At 36.8% G+C, this 19,445-nt stretch carries 16 protein-coding genes; 12 read left to right on the top strand and 4 right to left on the bottom strand.

The window, feature by feature from the left end; genetic code table 11:
• Nucleotides 1–18 precede the first annotated feature (18 nt).
• The 4 genes from IPI65_01380 to IPI65_01365 all read left to right on the top strand — a co-directional run bounded on the left by IPI65_01380 (nt 19) and on the right by IPI65_01365 (nt 3,757).
• Complete coding sequence (locus IPI65_01380; protein MBK7440213.1) at nt 19–537, top strand: hypothetical protein; 519 nt, start codon at nt 19–21, stop codon at nt 535–537.
• A gap of 44 nt (nt 538–581) precedes the next feature.
• Entirely contained in the window at nt 582–2,777 is a 2,196-nt protein-coding gene (locus IPI65_01375) for a TonB-dependent receptor (GenBank protein MBK7440212.1), read from the top strand.
• Nucleotides 2,778–2,796: 19 nt separating this feature from the next.
• Nucleotides 2,797–3,132 (top strand): hypothetical protein, encoded by a 336-nt coding sequence (locus IPI65_01370; protein ID MBK7440211.1) that lies wholly within the window; start codon nt 2,797–2,799, stop codon nt 3,130–3,132.
• Between the two features lie 94 nt (nt 3,133–3,226).
• Nucleotides 3,227–3,757 (top strand): cytochrome B, encoded by a 531-nt coding sequence (locus IPI65_01365; protein MBK7440210.1) that lies wholly within the window; start codon nt 3,227–3,229, stop codon nt 3,755–3,757.
• A gap of 71 nt (nt 3,758–3,828) precedes the next feature.
• Here IPI65_01365 and IPI65_01360 read toward each other — a convergent pair whose 3' ends face one another.
• The 3 genes from IPI65_01360 to IPI65_01350 all read right to left on the bottom strand — a co-directional run bounded on the left by IPI65_01360 (nt 3,829) and on the right by IPI65_01350 (nt 6,309).
• Nucleotides 3,829–4,536 (bottom strand): Crp/Fnr family transcriptional regulator, encoded by a 708-nt coding sequence (locus tag IPI65_01360; protein ID MBK7440209.1) that lies wholly within the window; start codon nt 4,534–4,536, stop codon nt 3,829–3,831.
• A 67-nt stretch (nt 4,537–4,603) separates the two neighbouring features.
• On the bottom strand, nt 4,604–5,569 hold the full coding sequence (locus tag IPI65_01355) for a universal stress protein (GenBank protein MBK7440208.1): 966 nt from the start codon (nt 5,567–5,569) through the stop codon (nt 4,604–4,606).
• A gap of 188 nt (nt 5,570–5,757) precedes the next feature.
• A complete protein-coding gene (locus tag IPI65_01350) occupies nt 5,758–6,309 on the bottom strand; it encodes a DUF4468 domain-containing protein (protein ID MBK7440207.1) in 552 nt (183 codons plus the stop codon).
• Nucleotides 6,310–6,878: 569 nt separating this feature from the next.
• Between IPI65_01350 and gyrB the strand changes: the two genes are divergently transcribed.
• Entirely contained in the window at nt 6,879–8,834 is a 1,956-nt protein-coding gene (gene gyrB / locus IPI65_01345) for a DNA topoisomerase (ATP-hydrolyzing) subunit B (GenBank protein MBK7440206.1), read from the top strand.
• Nucleotides 8,835–8,867: 33 nt separating this feature from the next.
• Here the strand turns inward: gyrB and IPI65_01340 are convergent, their stop codons facing one another.
• A complete protein-coding gene (locus IPI65_01340; protein ID MBK7440205.1) occupies nt 8,868–9,479 on the bottom strand; it encodes a hypothetical protein in 612 nt (203 codons plus the stop codon).
• A gap of 189 nt (nt 9,480–9,668) precedes the next feature.
• Between IPI65_01340 and IPI65_01335 the strand changes: the two genes are divergently transcribed.
• The 7 genes from IPI65_01335 (at nt 9,669) to ccoG (ending at nt 19,445) form a co-directional block, all read left to right on the top strand.
• Complete coding sequence (locus tag IPI65_01335; GenBank protein ID MBK7440204.1) at nt 9,669–11,483, top strand: T9SS type A sorting domain-containing protein; 1,815 nt, start codon at nt 9,669–9,671, stop codon at nt 11,481–11,483.
• Nucleotides 11,484–11,558: 75 nt separating this feature from the next.
• Complete coding sequence (locus IPI65_01330) at nt 11,559–13,979, top strand: heavy metal translocating P-type ATPase metal-binding domain-containing protein (GenBank protein ID MBK7440203.1); 2,421 nt, start codon at nt 11,559–11,561, stop codon at nt 13,977–13,979.
• Between the two features lie 232 nt (nt 13,980–14,211).
• On the top strand, nt 14,212–14,394 hold the full coding sequence (gene ccoS / locus IPI65_01325) for a cbb3-type cytochrome oxidase assembly protein CcoS (GenBank protein MBK7440202.1): 183 nt from the start codon (nt 14,212–14,214) through the stop codon (nt 14,392–14,394).
• 3 nt (nt 14,395–14,397) lie between these two features.
• On the top strand, nt 14,398–16,545 hold the full coding sequence (gene ccoN / locus IPI65_01320) for a cytochrome-c oxidase, cbb3-type subunit I (protein MBK7440201.1): 2,148 nt from the start codon (nt 14,398–14,400) through the stop codon (nt 16,543–16,545).
• Nucleotides 16,546–16,550: 5 nt separating this feature from the next.
• A complete protein-coding gene (locus IPI65_01315; GenBank protein MBK7440200.1) occupies nt 16,551–16,736 on the top strand; it encodes a CcoQ/FixQ family Cbb3-type cytochrome c oxidase assembly chaperone in 186 nt (61 codons plus the stop codon).
• A 12-nt stretch (nt 16,737–16,748) separates the two neighbouring features.
• Complete coding sequence (locus IPI65_01310; protein MBK7440199.1) at nt 16,749–17,909, top strand: c-type cytochrome; 1,161 nt, start codon at nt 16,749–16,751, stop codon at nt 17,907–17,909.
• 141 nt (nt 17,910–18,050) lie between these two features.
• Nucleotides 18,051–19,445, top strand: a complete 1,395-nt coding sequence (ccoG, locus tag IPI65_01305) for a cytochrome c oxidase accessory protein CcoG (GenBank protein MBK7440198.1) — start codon at nt 18,051–18,053, stop codon at nt 19,443–19,445.

Raw genomic sequence — 19,445 nt, 5'->3', positions numbered from 1 at the left:
TACCTTTGGTTTTGAACTTTGAAACAATCTATCTCAATAATTGTGCTAATTGCCTTCCTGTTTAATATAACGGGCAGCTATTTGCTTTTTACTGCTTTAAGCAAACAACACGCTGAATTGGTATACGAAAAAATTGAACAAGATGGTTTTGAAGCCGAAGAATTAGTAGATCTTATAATTGCAGTTAATGACCCAAACCTTATTTTTATCGAAAAACATGAAATTATTTATAACGACATGTTATTTGATATCGTGGAGATTACAAAAACAGAACAAAATTATTTGATTAAGGCCTATTGGGATAAAAAAGAAGAAAATTTAGATGCCAATTATATCGCAGCATTAAAAGCAGAAAACGAACCACAAAAAAATGCTGCTAATAATATATCTGTTAAATTAATTCTTAAAGATTTTCGTTTGCATGATAATAATAATCTCACAATAACTTTCTCAAAAGCGCCTTCAATTGTTGCTTTTGAAACAAATAATTATTTCTCCCCCTCAAAAAAAATCATCCAGCCACCACCTGAAGCATAATTAGATTTTGATTAAGATTTTATTATTCATTCAAAAATTTAATTATGAAAAAAATATTCACAATAATTTGTGTTTTATACTCCTGTGCATTATTTGCACAAACTGAAACAAATTATGACCTGGAAGAGGTTGTAATTTCCGGAAGTCGTTTCCCCGATAAACGAAAAGACGTCGCTCAAAAAATTGACGTTATTAAACTTCAATCTATTCAATTTGCCAATAGTGGCACCACTGCCGATTTAATGCAACAATCAGGAAAAGTATTGGTGCAAAAAAGTCAACAGGGTGGTGGTAGCCCGATTATTCGCGGCTTTGAAGCTAGCCGTGTTTTATTGGTTATAGATGGCGTTCGTATGAACAATGCCATTTATCGAGCCGGTCACCTTCAAAATGTAATCACGCTTGATCCAAGTTTAATTGAAAAACTGGAGATTGCTTACGGTCCTTCATCAACCGTTTATGGTAGCGATGCATTAGGTGGTGTAATTCATTTTCATACCATCACACCTAATTTATTAAGCGATGGTGAAAAGCCTTTCAGCGGTTCTGCATTTTTACGTTATGCAACAGCTGCAAGCTCACCTTCGGGTAATTTAAGTTTTAATGTTGCTTCCGCAAAAATTGCTTCATTTACAGCTTTCAGCTATTCAAATTTCGGTGATTTAAAAGCAGGAACAGTTGCTAATGGCGATTATGGTAAATTTGGTTTCCGTCCATATTATGTTGAAACGAATAATGGTATTGATACTTTAATTCGCAATGATGACGACAGCAAACAAATTAATTCCGGTTACACACAATATGATGTGATGGAAAAAATATTATATCAGCAAAGTGCAAAAATTTCGCATTTAATTAATTTACAATATTCAACATCAACGGATATTCCGCGTTACGACAGACTGACAGATCCGTTAAACGACGACAGTTTGAAATATGCACAGTGGTATTATGGTCCGCAAAACAGGTTATTAGCTGCGTATGAATTTAAATATGCCGGTGCCAATAAATTGTTTGACATGGCACATTTAACTGCCAGTTTCCAGGCAATTGAAGAAAGCCGTCACGACCGTCGCTACGGAAAAACTTCCCTCAATCACCGCACAGAAAATGTAAACGTTATCGGATTTAACTTCGATTTCAGCAAAACGATTAAACACAGTGATATTCGTTACGGTTTGGAATCTTATTTAAATGATGTGCAATCTGTTGCAGAAACTGAAAATATTGAAGATGGAACATTCACGCCACTAAGCACAAGATATCCTGACGGTGGTTCTAAAATGAACAATTTTGCTGCATATATTTCACATAACATTAAAATGAGTAATGGAAAATGGGTGTTAAACGATGGATTGCGCTATAATTATTCTATGCTTACAGCAAAATTTGAAGACAAAACATTTTTCCCATTTCCATTTGATGAAATTGAACAAAACAATGGTGCATTAACAGGAAGTATAGGGCTTATTTATCTGCCTAATTCAAGCACTAAAATTGCATTAAGCGGTTCAACAGGTTTCAGAACACCAAACGTTGATGACTTAACCAAAGTATTTGAAAGTGGTGCCGGCGCAATTGTTGTTCCTAATCCTGATATTAAACCGGAATATACTTACAACATCGATTTGAATCTGGTAAAAGTTTTTGCCGACAGAATTGAATTGGAATTAACCGGTTTTTATACCATTGCAAATAATTATTTCTCAACCCAGCCTTCTACTTTTGATGGTGAAGATTCTATTCTATACGATGGCGAACTGAGTCAGGTATTAACGGTAATGAATACTGAATCAGCTTACTTATATGGTTTTAATGCAGGAATTGATGTCAAAATAAATGAACTGTTCTCTTTATCATCCTATATCACTTACACTTACGGAAGAGTTGAAACAGATACAACACCTTATCCATTAGACCATGTTCCGCCTATGTATGGTAAAACATCTTTCAACTTCAAAAAAGATAAAATTCATGCTGAAGTGAATGCTTTATATAATGGTTGGAAGCATATTGAAGATTACAATATAGTTGGGGGAGAAGATAATGAACAATATGCGACAGTTGACGGTATGCCTTCTTGGTATACCTTAAACCTGAAAGCCGGTTATAAAGTAAACGATATGTTCGAAATACAAGCAGGTTGCGAAAACATTCTGGATTTGAACTACCGTGTGTTTGCTTCAGGCATCAGCGCTCCGGGTAGAAATGTATATGTAACCGTGAGAAGCAGATTTTAATTTTATAACTTTACCTTTATTGAACAAACAACAAACTGTTATGAGCTTATTTTCAAAACTATTTAGCGGCAATAAAGGACAAGGTGGCCACGGTGGTGGTGCCGGTCGCGCGAAGGCATTTATCGACAAGTTAACGGCTGACCTCAATCTGGCTCCCGACCAGGTTACGAAGGTAGAAGCTGCCATCCGTGAGTTTTTTACGGAAAAAAAAGAAATGAAACAGGGTGGAAACAAAGATGGATTACGCGAAAGCAAGCAGGACTTTAAGGACGATATACTCGCAGCCTTAACACCTGCCCAGCAGCAGAAATTCATGGATAATATCCAGACCTATAAGCAATTGCTTAGAAATTAATATTTTTACACCGGGAAGGCTGACTACTTTCCCGGTTTTTTGTTTTACTCCTCGCTGTTTTAACAATTTTTCGTAATTTCAAAAATGCACACACATGATTGATTTTGTACACACGTCCGTACTATTGTTCGGATCAAACGAGGCAACTATTCACTTGCCGGAGGGCCTATCGAAGGCGCTCATTGCTGCCCACTCGGGGTGGCGTTATGTAATCCTTATTTTATTGATTTTAGCCATCTACTACGGCAATCAAACTGCAAAAGGCAAAAAAGCCTATGAGGGCGGAACCAAAAAAATGGGGATGTTTACCATGATTGCAGCTGACATTCAGCTATTGGGAGGTTTAGTTTTGTATTTCTTTTTTATCGCATCCCAAACTAATTTCAAAGTTGGTAAACTAAAAGACCAGATGGGTATTTCAATGTTTAGAAGTATTGCCATCGACCATGCTATAGGTATGCTGGTAGCGCTGGTTTTAATTCACATTGGGTATGCTAAGGCAAAAAAGGCATTAAATGACACAGAAGCTGGAAAAAAACAGTTTACTTACATGCTCATTGCCTTAATTATCATCCTGATTTCCATTCCTTGGCCGTTTTTACATCATGAAAGAGGTTGGTTTTAAAAACCGATTCATAAAATAATAAAGCCCGGCTTGTTTACACAAGTCGGGCTTTTATTTAGGATGGTTAAATTCTAATCGTATAATTCGCAAACGCGGGTTAAACCTTTTGCGTCTAAAATTGTGATAGCGTGATTGTTTGTAGAAATCAAACCTTCATCTTTCAAATCTTTTAAAACACGAATAGCAGTTTCTTTTACCGTACCAACATAAGAAGCGAGGTCTTCTCGTGTAATACTAACAATGCCGTCAGGATTTTTTTCGTCTTTATAAGATTCGCTCAACAACAATAATGCCTCTGCAATACGGCCACGAACCGGTTTATAGGCAATATCAGCCATTTTTTCTACTGTTTGGTCAATGGTAGTGGTAAGTAACTGCACCATGCCCTCACTAAAACGGTTATTTTCTCTAAATACCTTTAAAACTGTTTCCTTTGGAACGAAACAAATAACAGCATCTTCAATTACCTCTGCACTAACGGCATAAGTATTTGAGGATAACATTGCACCATAACCAATAAAATCACCCGGTGTTACTATTTTTAATATTTGTTCTTTACCATCCGGTGCCTGTTTATATAATTTCACTTTGCCGGCGTTCAGACAATAGAGTCCATAGGCATAAGCATTTTCGTGAAAAATTGTTTGTCCTTTCTTATAGAGTGCGCAGGTTTTATTTTGGTTGATAAAATCTGTTTCATCGATATGACAAAAATGGAAAAGACTTTTCCCCCTGCTCTTACAATGCTCGCAGTCGGGCGTCGGAATTCGGTTTTGCATACTCATTTTACGTTATTTAGCCTGAAATAATTCACTTAAAATTAACCTTTTATCTTAATATAAAAAGTTAATGGTTGTCAGTATCAAATTGAACCCGGTCCATATTGTATGCTAATAATGGAATTTGTGCATACAATGCAATGTTTCTGGTAACGCTCATATGAAATACGGTAGAAAATAAACCATGGTTATGTGTAACCATACTAATGAGGTCCACCTGATTGCGGGCTGCAAATTTTTTAATACCTTCGGTAATGTTTTTTTCAGCAGGAAAATGGAGTTGTAATTTTTCTGAATCAATTTCCTTTCTGAATTTATTTTGCAATTTATCAATTACGCCTTTGTTGTAAGTAGAGGCATCCTGAATAAAATGTACACCGTGAACAACCGCATTATATTTTTCTGCAAATTTTAACAGGTAATTAATAATATCGGTGTCATAAACTGTGCCTTCAAAAGGAATCATAATATTTTTAAATTGTAAATCGGATTTTGTTTCCGGAATTGCAATTACAGGTATATCTGAACGTTTAATAATATTCCAGGTAACAGTACCAAACAAACGATCTTCAATACCATTTACACCCTGGGTGCCAATTATGATGATATCTACTTTTGCGTGATGCGCAACTTCAAGAATTGTTTCTGCAGCAAATCCAATTACTACCTGAGCATTAACAGGGACCTGATTAAATTTCTGTTTATTGGCTTTGATATAATCAGCCATTTGTAATTCAGCACGCAATTTTGTTGCATCCATTAATTCCTGAATCATATTCGGCGCCATGTGCTCATCGGTAAATGGTATGTGGCAGGCATGAACAATAAGCACTGCTGCATTATTTTTTTCCGCGATACCAACCGCCAACTGTAAGGCTTTAGTGGCATTTTCCGAAAAGTCGGTGGGAACTAAAATGTTATGAATTAGAGGGGAAGGCATTTCTGCTTTTCTCATATTTTTAACATTGGTTTTATTATTACTCATAGGCGTGGTATAATGTCCTGTTCCGCTATGAAGGTCTTCCTCAAGCATTTTATTAAATTTTCTGCTTCAAAAGTCAGTTTATTTCAATAAGTTAACCATGATAATGCTCAAAACGAATGGTGACTTTTGTCATCATTTATTTATTGTTTTTTTACTTTGTTGACTTGTAAACTCAAAATCAATAAAAAAGCCCCCACAATTTGCGGAGGCTTTAAATACTTTGGTTTAGATGTTATTTACCAGTCTTCTTCTTTTTTCGGAGCTGCCGGTTTTACTTCGGTTTCAAGCGAGGTAATGAGCTTTTGCATAAATTCATCTATCTGAATTAAGTAATTAATTACAGTTTCATCTTCAGCATATTTTTCATCGTTTATCCAGGTTTCAATACCGAAGTAAGAAGGGCCTTGCAGATTTACTTTTGTGATAGTGTATTTAAAGCGGCCATCGCGAAATTGTAAGGTTAGATAGTAGTTAATCTGGCCGGCCTTTAATTCCTGACCTTTTTCAGTTTTGGTGATTTGAAACTGGTGTTTTATCTCAATAATGCCTTCTTCTTTGTTCTGACTTTTAATAGCCTGACTCGGACTTACATAAAATATTTTCATCCAGGCCATTGCTACGTTATAAAGTGAGTCGGTAGCAACACCGGGAACCTGAATTACATCGGTATAAGTAACCAGTTTAGAGGTTTCGTCGATTGGGAAAAATGGCGCAACAGGATCCGCCGATTTTTGTGCCTGGGCCGAAAACCCGCATGCAAGAGCTACTATAAGCAAAAGTTTTTTCATATGTATGACAATTTTTTTTGTGACGAAGATAGTTGTCAAAAATGATACCATTTTAACCCCAACGTTAATTATGCACATTTTATGCAGTATTGTGCCGGGAGTACGAAAAAATACTTTACGTTTTTTACCTTTGTGCAAAACTGAAAAACATGACTTCAGCATTCATTATTGGTATTGTATTAACCTGCTACGTTCTGGCTGTTAGTGGTTTATTTGTGATAGAATTCATAAAAAGTAAACGCGGCGGCAATACGGGTCACCATTAATCCGTTTTTCTTCCTGAATTTTTCCTGCGTTCGGATTGCTCCGGACTAATATGTTTATGTGCTTTGTTGCGAAATAGCAACATCTCGCAAACCCTTTTATTTTTTAACATTTTAAGTGCATTTTTAACAGCGAACTTTAGTTGTTAAAATAATGTTGAAATTGAGTGTATAAAAATTGTCTGAAATACCTGAAAATCTTATGTTTTCAGCGTATAAAGATGTAATTTTGTGCATCGAAAAATAAATAAAAAACCGGTCTCAAAAACAAAGGTCCGGATTACGCTCTGAATGAGGTAGAAAATTATGGAAAAAGAACAAGAAGTTATTAAAAAACAGTCGACCTACACGGCTGAAAATATTCAGGTTTTAGAAGGTCTTGAAGCAGTTAGAAAACGCCCGGCGATGTATATCGGTGATACCGGCTTTAAAGGTTTACATCACCTGGTATATGAAGTAGTTGATAACTCTATTGATGAGGCATTGGCAGGATATTGCCGAAATATCGATGTGGCCATTCTTCCGGGTAACAGCATACGCGTTAAAGATGATGGTCGCGGTATTCCTACCGAATTACATAAAAAAGAAAACAGATCGGCACTCGAAGTGGTAATGACCGTATTACACGCAGGTGGTAAATTCGATAAAGATACTTATAAGGTTTCCGGCGGTTTGCACGGCGTGGGTGTTTCCTGCGTTAACGCATTGTCTACCCACCTTGAAGCTGAAGTGCACCGTAATGGTAAAATTTACAAACAGGAATTCAGCGAGGGTAAACCATTATACCCGGTTAAAGAAATTGGGGAATCGAATATTACCGGTACTTATGTAACCTTTAAACCGGATGATACCATTTTTACCGTTTCTGAATATAAATACGAAACACTGGCTGCAAGGTTGAGAGAACTCGCATTCTTAAATCGCGGTATAACCCTCAATATCGTTGACGAACGTGTGGTTGATGAAAATGGTAATCACCCCGGCGAATCATTTCACAGTGAAGGCGGATTGATTGAATTCGTGAAATATCTTGACGGCACCCGTGCTTCAATTATTCCGGAACCAATTTACGCCGAAGGTGCCCGCGATAATGTGCAGGTTGAAATCGCTTTACAATACAACGATTCCTATAACGAAAATATTCACTCGTATGTAAACAATATCAATACGATTGAAGGTGGAACACACGTTGCAGGTTTCAGAAGAGCTTTAACCAGAACGTTTAAATCGTATGGCGACCGCGAAGGCATGTTTGAAAAGGCAAAAGTGGAAATTTCAGGCGATGACTTCCGTGAAGGTTTAACGGCACTTATTTCAGTTAAAGTTCCTGAACCGCAGTTCGAAGGTCAAACCAAAACCAAATTGGGTAACAATGAGGTGATGGGTATTGTGGATACTATTTCCGGTGAAGTTTTAAATAACTACCTCGAAGAAAATCCTAAACAGGCACGTTTAATTATCGGAAAGGTAATTCTTGCTGCTCAGGCGCGTATTGCAGCCCGTAAGGCTCGCGAAATGGTGCAACGTAAAAGCGCATTTGGTGGTGGCGGATTGCCGGGTAAACTGGCCGACTGCACCGAAAAAGCTGCTGAAAAATGTGAGTTGTATCTTGTGGAAGGGGATAGCGCCGGTGGAACTGCCAAACAAGGCCGTAACAGAACGTTTCAGGCAATATTACCTTTAAGAGGTAAAATTCTGAACGTTGAAAAAGCACTGGATTATAAAATTTTCGACAACGAAGAGATTAAAAACATATTTACCGCTTTAGGCGTAATGCCGGCTGAAGATAAAACTGTAGATACGGCAAAACTCCGTTATCACAAAATTATCATCATGACCGATGCCGACGTGGATGGTAGCCACATTACAACGCTTATTCTGACTTTCTTCTTCAGAAAATGTTATGAGTTGGTGCAACAAGGTTTCATCTACATTGCAACTCCGCCACTATATCTCGTTAAAAAAGGCAAAGACCAACAATATTGCTGGAACGAAGATGATCGTAAAGCCGCAACAGCAGAATTTGCAAAAGGTGGAAACGAAAGTTCAGTACACGTTCAACGATACAAAGGTTTGGGAGAGATGAATGCTGAACAGCTTTGGGAAACTACTATGAATCCTGCAACAAGAACGCTGCGTCAGGTTACAATCGACAGCGCTGCAGAAGCAGACCATATTTTCTCAATGTTGATGGGTGAAGATGTTCCGCCTCGCCGCGAGTTTATTGAGGCAAACGCGAAATACGCAAATCTCGATATTTAATAAAACGAAATTTTTGATAGGTAAGGCACAGGGTTAAAATCCTGTGCTGAAACCAATTCTGAATACCCAAGGGCTGTAATACAGTGAATTGGGGCCATTCAGCAAATCATACAAAGCCATTATTTGCAATTTTGCATTGTCGGTAATGTAGTAATTATAACCACCTCCGATAAATAATGCAGGAACCTCTCCGGTAATTTCAGTTGCATAAAAATCTTCATATTTAAATTTATACCAGGAATATTCATATTCGGCATGTGCAAAAAATCCGAATAAAATGTCGTGCTGTAAAAACACTCTGGGTCCATAAACCGATGCTTTATAGTCCACAAAATATGGGTCGTTGTAGTTTTCACTGAAATACTGGTAAGAAAATCCAATACCTGCCGTAAATTTATCGGTAACCTTATAACCAACAATTGGTGATACTTCAATGTAAGTAGAGCTTCCAAATTGAGCCCCTAAATTTCCGCCTACCACAATACGATCTTTCCAATCTTTTTGTTTAGCAGTTGAATTACCGTTGTCATCTTCCTTTACACTATTATCCTGCTCAGTTGTTTCAATGGGTTGAGTTTGAGCCATAATAGCCTCAGAACCGGAAATCATTAATAGCACCAGCAATCCGTAAATTAGTTGTTTCATATGCCGAAATTGGAAATTATTGTTGCAAAATTAGAAATTAAAACCTTCAATCAGACCTAAACTTCAACAAGAATCATTCCTTATTTTTTTGCTTTACTAAACAGATAGGGTGTTTCACATGAAAAAAGCCCAACTTTGTACAAAACCGGTTGTTTTAAGATGCAAACACAAGTACTTTTATTCCCAAATATGAAATTTACGAAATCATGGCCAAAACTACGGGTAGATTGGCTTCTCCTCATTTTCTTTTTACTCCTCCTGCTGCTTCCGTTTGTTGTTTTTTCGAAACCAACTACTCCGCAGCCCCCTGTTCGTTATGCTTATGCAGTTTTGGATGATACAATTCCGGCTTTTGTAGTTACAACAGTTATAGATACACTTGATGAAGATTATCCTGCAATATTTACACCTGTTGATATTGCACTGGCTTCTGTTCCCACCGATACTGTTTATGTAATTTGTTATCCTAATGAAGAAGTAAATGTTGGTGGCGGCCCCGGAATAGCGGATACACTCATGTTTACACCTTATCCTGCTGCATTAATTGCCAAGGAGTTTAAAGTTAAACCGGTAGATGATGTTGAAGTGGAAGGTGACCACTACGGCGTATTAAATTTTGTGATTATTTCTGATGATATAGATTACGGTGTTTTATCAATTCCTGAAATGTCATATCTCATTTTAGACAACGATTTACCTCCCGGAATTAACACCAATTTTCCAATAGATACTTTTTTAACTGAAGGCGTGCCCGGAGTTGATTTGTTGCTTGCATTAAATTCTATACCCACCGATACAGTTATTATAACTATCGATCCTGATGATCAATTGCGCATAACCGGTGTTCCGGGTGAAGCAGTGGAAATTGTTTTTCCGCCAAATGCAGGTGCATTATCATTTGATGGTGCAGCAATTCGTGCATTTGATGATGGAATTTATGAGGGTTTACACAGTGGTACAATTCATTTTACTATTAGCAGCGATGATCCTGATTATGCTGCACTATTTATTGAAGATGTAATTTATCCGATTGCTGATAATGACAGTGCTCCGGGTCTTAATTATACAGAACCTTTTCCGCTTGAGTTAAATGAAGATTTGGGTGAAGTGCCTGTGATTATTGCATTAAATTCTGTGCCGACGGATAGTGTATTTATTACACTTACACCTGATGCACAATTGCGTATAACAGGAATCCCCGGAGAGCCCGTTACACTTGCGTTTCCGCCAAATTCATCAGCCCTCACCAATCATGTGCTTAACGTAAGAGCTTACGATGATGTATTATTTGAAGGTGAACATTTTGGTAATGTAAGTTTTACCATCACCACCGCCGATGATGATTATAGTGTATTTACCATTCCTTCGTTTGATATATTAATTCACGATAATGATTTGGAACCGGGAATTACTTTTACCGATACCGCTGCTTTAGCAGGCACAGAAAGTGATACCATGTATTTTTCTTTAGTGCTCGAAAGTATACCAACCTCAACGGTTACCATTAATCTTGACCCTGATGATGACCTTGATTTAGGGAAAGGTCATAATGCAGATTTAAATTTGAAATTTAAAGGTGATAGTGCCATCATAGCAAAAACAGTAATGCTTATCATTTATGATGACATTTTTCATGAAGGTCCGCATATTGGTGTTATAACATGCGCTGTAACTACAGATGATACGATTTATGATAATTATGTAATACCTGATATCGTTGTGCAGATTAACGATAACGACATCACCGGAATTGCTGAATTAAATCCTGCTGCATTCAATATATATCCAACAGTGTCTACCGGTTTGGTGCAATATAATTTTGGTGAACAACAAGAAGCGTACACCATTAATATATATGACATGTTCGGGAAAGCCGTTTACTCGGAAAAAGTAACTGCTAATAATGGCAGCTTATCACTTTCAGATTTACCTGCTGGTGGTTATGTAATTACCGGTACTTCCGATTCAAACTTGTATTATCAGCGCATAAATGTGATTCATTAATAAAACCGGAAACGGTGACCTAAGTCATTTTATATGAGGTGTCAAGCGGCATAGCTTTGGAGTTATTTTCAAGTTATGCCAAAATTCGCACCGGTGGTTGATACAACCACTACTTCTGCCCAAACTACATGCTACCACTGTGGTGAACCTTGCAGCGACCATGAATTTCATATTGAAGAAAAATACTTTTGTTGTTTTGGATGTAAAACAGTGTATGAAATATTAAGAGATAACGATTTATGCTCTTATTACGACATGCAGGAGCATCCGGGTTTAACACAAAAAAATAAAGTTGCATTAAATAAATATGCCGTTTTAGATAAACAAAGTGTTAGAGAAAAATTTATTCGGTTTGCAGATGGCAATCAAACCCATGTTACATTTTATTTACCTACTATGCATTGTAGTTCCTGTATTTGGCTGCTGGAACACATGCATCAAATGAATAAAGCAATCTTACAATCACGTGTCGATTTTCCGAAAAAAGAAATTACACTGGTATTCGATGAATCGGCAATTTCGTTGGGTGAAACGGCTGCAATGCTTGATTCTATTGGGTATGAGCCTTTATTAAGTTTGCAGGATATTGAAAAACAACCTGAAAAAAAATTACAAAAATCTCGATTAATTAAAATCGGAATTGCCGGATTTGCATTTGGAAATATCATGATGATGGCATTTCCTGAATATCTTGCAGGTGGTGAAGTGGAAGATGTTGCGCTGCGGATTTTATTCCGTTATTTATCTTTAATTCTTGCCTTACCGGTATTTTTTTATTGCGCAGGTGAATTTTATACTTCATCATGGAAAAGTTTAAAAAATAATTTCCTGAATATCGATGTACCTATTGCATTGGCCATCATTTTCACATTTACACGAAGTTTATATGCGGTTTTTGTTGAACATAGTGCCGGATATTTTGACTCAATGACCGGTATTGTATTCTTCATGCTGGTTGGAAGATATTTTCAGGATTTAACCTATAAAACAATATCCTTCGACAGGGATTATAAATCTTATTTCCCGTTATCGGTTGCCTTACTTGATAAAGGTGAAGAGCAGCAAATTCCATTATCTGAAATAAAGGAAGGCGATACTATTGTAGTACGTAATCACGAATTAATTCCTGCCGATGCGCTTTTGGTGATGGGAAAGGGAAATATCGATTACAGTTTCGTAACCGGTGAAGCTGATCCGGTGGATAAAAAAATTGGCGAACTCATTTATGCAGGAGGAAAACAGGTTGGTTCAGCAATTCAATTGCGCGTAATTAAACCTGTTGCACAAAGTTATCTCACACAATTATGGAATAATATTAATACGAATCATAAAGAAGATGAGAAAAAAGATTTTGTGCAAACACTGGGGCGTTATTTCGCTTTAATTGTATTAATTATTTCTTCTATAGCATCATTATACTGGTTAATTCAGGGCGATACACAACGTGCGGCAGATGCATTTATTACGCCAATGATAGTTGCTTGTCCGTGCGCATTATTGTTATCTGCAACATTTACAAATGGAAATGCAATTCGATATTTTGGCAATTTTGGCATTTATTTAAAAAACGCAAATGTAATTGCTGCATTTAATAAAATAGATGCCATCGTATTCGACAAAACAGGAACATTAACACAGTCGAATACAACAGGTGCAAGTTATGTTGGGTTACCTTTGTCGAAGGACGAAAAGCTAATGGTAGCAGCGGTTGCGGCGCAATCAAATCACCCCTACAGTCGCGCAATTGCAAATGTTTTAGGAAAAAATACACAAACAACGGTAGATGAATTTACTGAGGTTGCAGGTAAAGGTGTTTCAGCATTGGTAAATGGACATAAAATATTAATTGGATCAAGGTCATTTACCAATTTGCCGGATACAGAAATTACACAGCATGGTAATGTATATATTTCGATTGATGGAAATATAAAAGGGAATTACAATTTTGCAAACCGTTACAGAAGTGGTTTTGATGATATGCTGGCGCATGCTAAAAAGCATTATCAAATTTATTTACTAAGTGGTGATAATGATAGCGATAAAAAATATCTTGAAAATTATTTTGGCGCAAACAACTTATATTTTGAACAAACACCACACGATAAATTGGCATTTATTAAAAAATTGCAGGCACAAAATTTACATGTAATGATGTTAGGTGATGGCTTAAACGATGCCGGTGCACTGCAACAAAGTGATGTTGGAATAGCTGTAAGCCAAAACAGCAATTTTACACCTGCCAGCGATGTGGTTATGGATGTAAATCAACTCACCAAACTGCCTAAACTTTTTGCTTTTGCGAAAGCAGGTAAATGGGTGATTACAGGAAGTTTCATTTTATCGATTATCTACAATCTGGTTGGTTTATATTTTGCTTTGCAGGGTATGCTGGCGCCGGTAATTGCTGCTATTTTAATGCCACTGAGCACGATAACAATTGTAAGCTTTACAACAGGCATGACTACCCTTGCTGCAAAAAGGTTGCTTAAAAAGTAATTTGTGACAATTGTGTAATTAATAAATTCTAGGAACCCCTAACATGGAGTTTGAATTTTTTTATGTTTTTAATCCTAAAATGCAATCCTGCATTAGGTTTCTCCACCCCGGTTTTCAATAAGATGTTTTTTCGATGCGGCACAACAAGCACAATAAGGTGACATAAATCACCATTTGGTGTGAAGTATGTCATCTGTATCCAATAGTTACTGAGTCAACTTAGCACCTGATTATGAGCGTAATAATTCTGTTAATTGGAGCAAGCATTTTGGTAGCCGGAGGATTTTTGGTTGCCTTCATTTGGTCAGTAAAAAAAGGCCAGTATGAAGATGATTACACACCCGGTGTAAGAATGTTATTCGACGATCAACAGGTAAAATCTCAAGCAACAACATCTACTAAAACCAAAAAGTAACGTATGGATTACGTAAAAGTCAGTTATGACAACAAAATTGTAAAACAGTTCGCGGTAGCCACTGTTTTTTGGGGTATTATTGGAATGACAGTGGGTTTGTGGATTGCACTTGAATTAGTGTTTCCAAAACTCAACATGGGAATTCCTCAACTCACATTTAGCCGGGACAGACCAATTCACACGAATGCCGTGATTTTTGCATTTGTGGGTAATGGTATTTTTATGGGCGTTTATTATTCGCTGCAGCGTTTGTGTAAAACACGTATGTTGAGCGATTTTTTAAGTAAACTGCATTTCTGGGCCTGGCAGTTAATTATTGTGCTTGCTGCACTTTCATTATCAATGGGTATCACAACCGGTAAAGAGTATGCTGAATTGGAATGGCCAATCGACATATTAATTACATTGGTTTGGGTAATCTTTGGTATTAACATGATGGGTACCATCATTAAAAGAAGAGAACGCCACATTTATGTGGGTATCTGGTTCTACATTGCTACCCTGGTAACGGTTGCTATGTTGCATATTGTTAACTCACTTGAAATTCCAATTTCACTTACAAAAAGTTATCCGATTTATGCGGGTGTGCAGGATGCATTAGTGCAGTGGTGGTATGGACACAATGCGGTGGCATTTTTCTTAACCACACCTTATTTAGGATTGATGTATTATTTTCTTCCTAAAGCTGCCAACCGTCCGGTATATTCTTATAAATTATCTATCGTACACTTTTGGACATTAATATTTTTATACATCTGGGCAGGACCTCACCACTTATTATATACTGCATTGCCACATTGGGCACAAACTTTAGGAACCGTATTTTCAATTATGTTGATTGCACCTTCATGGGGTGGTATGGTGAATGGTTTGTTAACCTTGCGTGGTGCATGGGATAAAGTACGTGAAGATGTTGTATTAAAATTCATGGTTGTTGCCGTAACAGCTTACGGTATGTCAACTTTTGAAGGCCCAATGTTATCACTCAAAAACGTAAACGCAATTGGTCACTTTACCGACTGGATTGTTGCTCACGTGCATATTGGTGCATTAGGATGGAATGGTTTCCTCACATTTGGTATTTTATATTGGTTAATTCCAAAAATGTGGAGAACAAATATCTATTCAAAATCAGCAGCGAATTTCCATTTCTGGATTGGTACATTAGGTATATTAGTTTATGCTGTGCCAATGTATTGGAGTGGATTTACGCAGGCATTAATGTGGAAAGATTTTACTCCGGAAGGAAATTTATCTTATACTTTCCTTGAAACAAGTACACAATTAAAAGGTATGTATGCACTGCGTTCAATAGGTGGTACATTATATTTAATTGGTGTGTTTGTAATGGCATGGAACTTAATTAAAACTGCTAAACAAGGTTCATTCCTTGCAAATGAAGATGTTGAAGTTCCTGCAATGGCTAAAACCTATAATAAACCTAAAGGTGAATTCTGGCATCGTCCACTCGAAAGAAGACCTGTTCAATTTATGATTCTTGCTTTAGTGATGGTAATTATCGGCGGTGTAATTGAATTGGTACCAACTTTCTTAATTAAATCAAATATTCCAACTATTGCCAGTGTTAAACCATATACACCACTCGAATTACAAGGTCGTGATATTTATGTGCGCGAAGGTTGTTATGTGTGTCACTCACAAATGGTACGTCCGTTTAGAAGTGAAGTAAAACGATACGGTGAATATAGTAAAGCCGGTGAATTTGTTTATGACCATCCATTCCAATGGGGTTCAAAACGTACCGGACCGGATTTAGCACGTGAAGGTGTGGGAACATTAAAGAAAAATGATTCATGGCATTATATGCATATGCTCAATCCTGGTGAAGTTTCCACAGGAAGTGTTATGCCTCCATATCCATGGTTACATAAAAATGAGCTGGATACCAGTACTACTGCTGCTAAAATCAGAGTAATGCAAAAATTGGGTGTTCCATATCCGGAAGGATATGATAAAATTGCCAATCAGGATTTGATGAAACAAGCTGATCAAATTGCAGCGAATCTGCAAACTGAAAAAGAAATTGAATCATCAAGTACTGCCGAAATTATCGCCCTGATAGCCTACTTGCAGCGTTTAGGTGTAGATATTAATACAGAAACCAATTTGCAAAATCAAGTTAAAAAATAAAGACTATGAACTTCATGCATTATTTGTCGGACATTGATGGAGTGAGTATTTATCCAATTATCTCACTGTTCATATTCTTTGTCTTTTTTATCGGATTATTTTATTGGGTTCAGAAAATGGATAAATCATCTATTGATGAAATCAGAAATATTCCTTTGGATAATAGTAACCCTAATAATTTAAATAATTAAATAACCATTGAGATGAAAAATAAAAAACTCAATGCCGGATTGCTGCTTACAGGATTAATGCTGTTTTCGGCTTCACCTATCTGGGCACAGGCAACAACCCAGGCACCCCGCAACTGGTATTTAAGTGATACCACGTTTTGGATTCTTATTGCAGTGGCAGCTATATTATTTTATGTAATATATGCATTAGCTGAAGTAGTAATTTGGGGCGGTCAGAAAAAAATAAATGACATGAAAAAGAACAGCGGTAATTTAAAATCGCTGGTTATTCTTGCCATAACATTATTAGCAACAGGTAACTTAATGGCTCAGGGAACACCTGCTGCCGCTACTGAATCTGCTGCCAGTTCGTTTTGGAAAAGTGATTTTCTGCCATTATATATTTTAATTGCCATTGAAATTTGTGTAATTGCTTATCTGGCATTAATGCTCATGCAATTAAGTAAAGCAGAACAAGTTGCAACAGGTGTTAAACATGAAACATGGATTGCAAAATTGTGGGATAAATGGAACTACAAAGTGCCTATTGAACGCGAAGAAGAATTATTAATTGAAGATCATGATTATGATGGAATACATGAATTAGATAATAGTATGCCACCATGGTTACAATATATTTTCTTTTTCACTATCGGTTTTGCCATTGTGTATTTATGGTATTATAATATTGGTGGTGGTATGAATCAAATTGAGGAATACGACGCATCAGTAAAAAAAGCTGAAATTGAATTAGCTGCTTACCTGTCAAGTGCATCTGCCAGTTATGATGAAAACACTGTGGTTTTATCAACCGATGTTGCAGTATTGTCAAATGGAAAATCAACATTTAATAATTACTGCGCAACCTGTCACAGAACAGATGGCGGTGGAGATGCAGGTCCTAATTTAACAGATGATTTTTGGATTCATGGCGGTAAAATAAACGATTTGTTTAAAACTGTAAAATATGGTGTTCCCGGAAAAGCAATGGCTGCATGGGACGGCGTATTAACAGCAAAACAAATTTTTGAAGTAACAAATTATATTAAATCATTACACGGAACTAATCCGCCTAATCCTAAAGAAAAACAGGGCGACCTTTATGTAGAAGGTGGTGCAGCTCCAACAGATACCACAGCAACACCATTAGATACACTGGCAACAGATACACTAAAAGTGGCTGTAATAAAATAAACTCAGCTAAGCAGTTGTCCCTAAACAGGGATAACTGCTTAGTTAATATACAATTTCAGCAATGCAATTGTAATTCAGGCAGAAAAATTCAGAGACAGTATATTTTAATCGTTGAAATATGCTGCGGGCAAAAATAAATTTATGGAAGAGCAAAAATCCTTTCGCGACATCATCTATACTGCTGATGAGGAAGGACATAGAAAATGGGTATTCGCGTCAAAACCCTCAGGAAGATTTTATAATTGGCGTTCTATTGTCAGTTATATCTATCTGATTGCATTTTTTACACTACCTTTTATTCAGGTTCATGGTGAACCTTTATTCCTGTTCAATATTCCGGACCGAAAATTTATTTTATTCGGTCAAATATTCTGGCCACAGGATTTCTTTTTATTTGCACTGGGCATGTTAACCTTCCTGGTGTTTATTATTTTCTTTACGGTACTTTACGGAAGGTTATTTTGCGGATGGGTTTGTCCGCAAACGGTATTTATGGAAATGGTGTTTCGAAAAATCGAATATTGGATTGAAGGAACAGCAGAACAACAACGTAAATTAGCCAAATCGCCCTGGACTACCGAAAAAATTATAAAAAAAGCGAGTAAACAGATAATTTTCTTTCTGTTTTCATTTTTAGTCGGCAATACTTTCCTCGCCTATATTATTGGTGTAGATCAGGTGTTCGAAATTGCAACAGGTTCATTAAAAGAACATATTGGCGGTTTTGCCATAATGCTGGTATTTACTGTTGCGTTTTACGGCGTATTTGCGTTTTTACGTGAACAAGTTTGTGCATTTGCATGCCCTTACGGACGATTACAAGGTGTATTATTAGATAAGTTTTCAGTAATTGTTGCATACGATTACAAACGCGGTGAACCGCGCGGACATCATAAACATGATGAAGCACCGCAACAATTAGGCGACTGTATTGACTGTGGTTTATGTGTACGCGTTTGCCCTACCGGTATTGATATCAGAAATGGAACCCAGTTGGAATGTGTAAACTGTACAGCATGTATTGATGCATGTGATAGTATTATGGATAAAATTGAAAAACCAAGAGGATTGGTTAGATATACTTCCGAAAATAATATTGTTACCGGCGAAAAATTAAAATTTACATCAAGAATGAAAGCATATTCGCTGGTGTTATTTATTTTGGTTGCCGTATTAACTATTATGCTGGCAACAAGAAAAGATGTAACAGCCACAATTACACGTGCTTCAGGACAATTATATCAAAAACGCGATAGTGTGTATATTACAAATCTGTATAATATTAAAATTGCCAATAAAACACATGAAGGTTTTCCGATACATTTAAAAGTGGAAAATGCAGAAGCCAGTGTGGAGATGATAGGGAAAGAAATTGCAGTTCAAAAGGAAACACTTGCAGAAGGTACTTTCTTTATTGTAATGAAACGCGACCAGATAAAAAGTATGCAAACCGACCTTGAAATCGGTGTGTATAATGATGAAAAAAGAATACGCACGGTAAAAGCATCATTTTTAGGACCATCACCAAAAAAATAA

The sequence above is a fragment of the Bacteroidota bacterium genome (assembly GCA_016706255.1).
Taxonomy (GTDB): Bacteria; Bacteroidota; Bacteroidia; order Chitinophagales; family BACL12; genus UBA7236.
This window is presented reverse-complemented; position numbering and strand designations above follow the sequence as displayed.

Bases quoted from the DNA above. Each gene is read 5' to 3' on its own strand.
- IPI65_01375 (MBK7440212.1), top strand. From the start codon at position 582: ATGAAAAAAATATTCACAATAATTTGTGTTTTATACTCCTGTGCATTA.
- IPI65_01365 (MBK7440210.1), top strand. From the start codon at position 3,227: ATGATTGATTTTGTACACACGTCCGTACTATTGTTCGGATCAAACGAG.
- IPI65_01360 (MBK7440209.1), bottom strand. From the start codon at position 4,536: ATGCAAAACCGAATTCCGACGCCCGACTGCGAGCATTGTAAGAGCAGG.
- IPI65_01355 (MBK7440208.1), bottom strand. From the start codon at position 5,569: ATGCTTGAGGAAGACCTTCATAGCGGAACAGGACATTATACCACGCCT.
- IPI65_01350 (MBK7440207.1), bottom strand. From the start codon at position 6,309: ATGAAAAAACTTTTGCTTATAGTAGCTCTTGCATGCGGGTTTTCGGCC.
- gyrB (MBK7440206.1), top strand. From the start codon at position 6,879: ATGGAAAAAGAACAAGAAGTTATTAAAAAACAGTCGACCTACACGGCT.
- IPI65_01340 (MBK7440205.1), bottom strand. From the start codon at position 9,479: ATGAAACAACTAATTTACGGATTGCTGGTGCTATTAATGATTTCCGGT.
- IPI65_01335 (MBK7440204.1), top strand. From the start codon at position 9,669: ATGAAATTTACGAAATCATGGCCAAAACTACGGGTAGATTGGCTTCTC.
- IPI65_01330 (MBK7440203.1), top strand. From the start codon at position 11,559: ATGCCAAAATTCGCACCGGTGGTTGATACAACCACTACTTCTGCCCAA.
- ccoS (MBK7440202.1), top strand. From the start codon at position 14,212: ATGAGCGTAATAATTCTGTTAATTGGAGCAAGCATTTTGGTAGCCGGA.
- ccoN (MBK7440201.1), top strand. From the start codon at position 14,398: ATGGATTACGTAAAAGTCAGTTATGACAACAAAATTGTAAAACAGTTC.
- IPI65_01315 (MBK7440200.1), top strand. From the start codon at position 16,551: ATGAACTTCATGCATTATTTGTCGGACATTGATGGAGTGAGTATTTAT.
- IPI65_01310 (MBK7440199.1), top strand. From the start codon at position 16,749: ATGAAAAATAAAAAACTCAATGCCGGATTGCTGCTTACAGGATTAATG.
- ccoG (MBK7440198.1), top strand. From the start codon at position 18,051: ATGGAAGAGCAAAAATCCTTTCGCGACATCATCTATACTGCTGATGAG.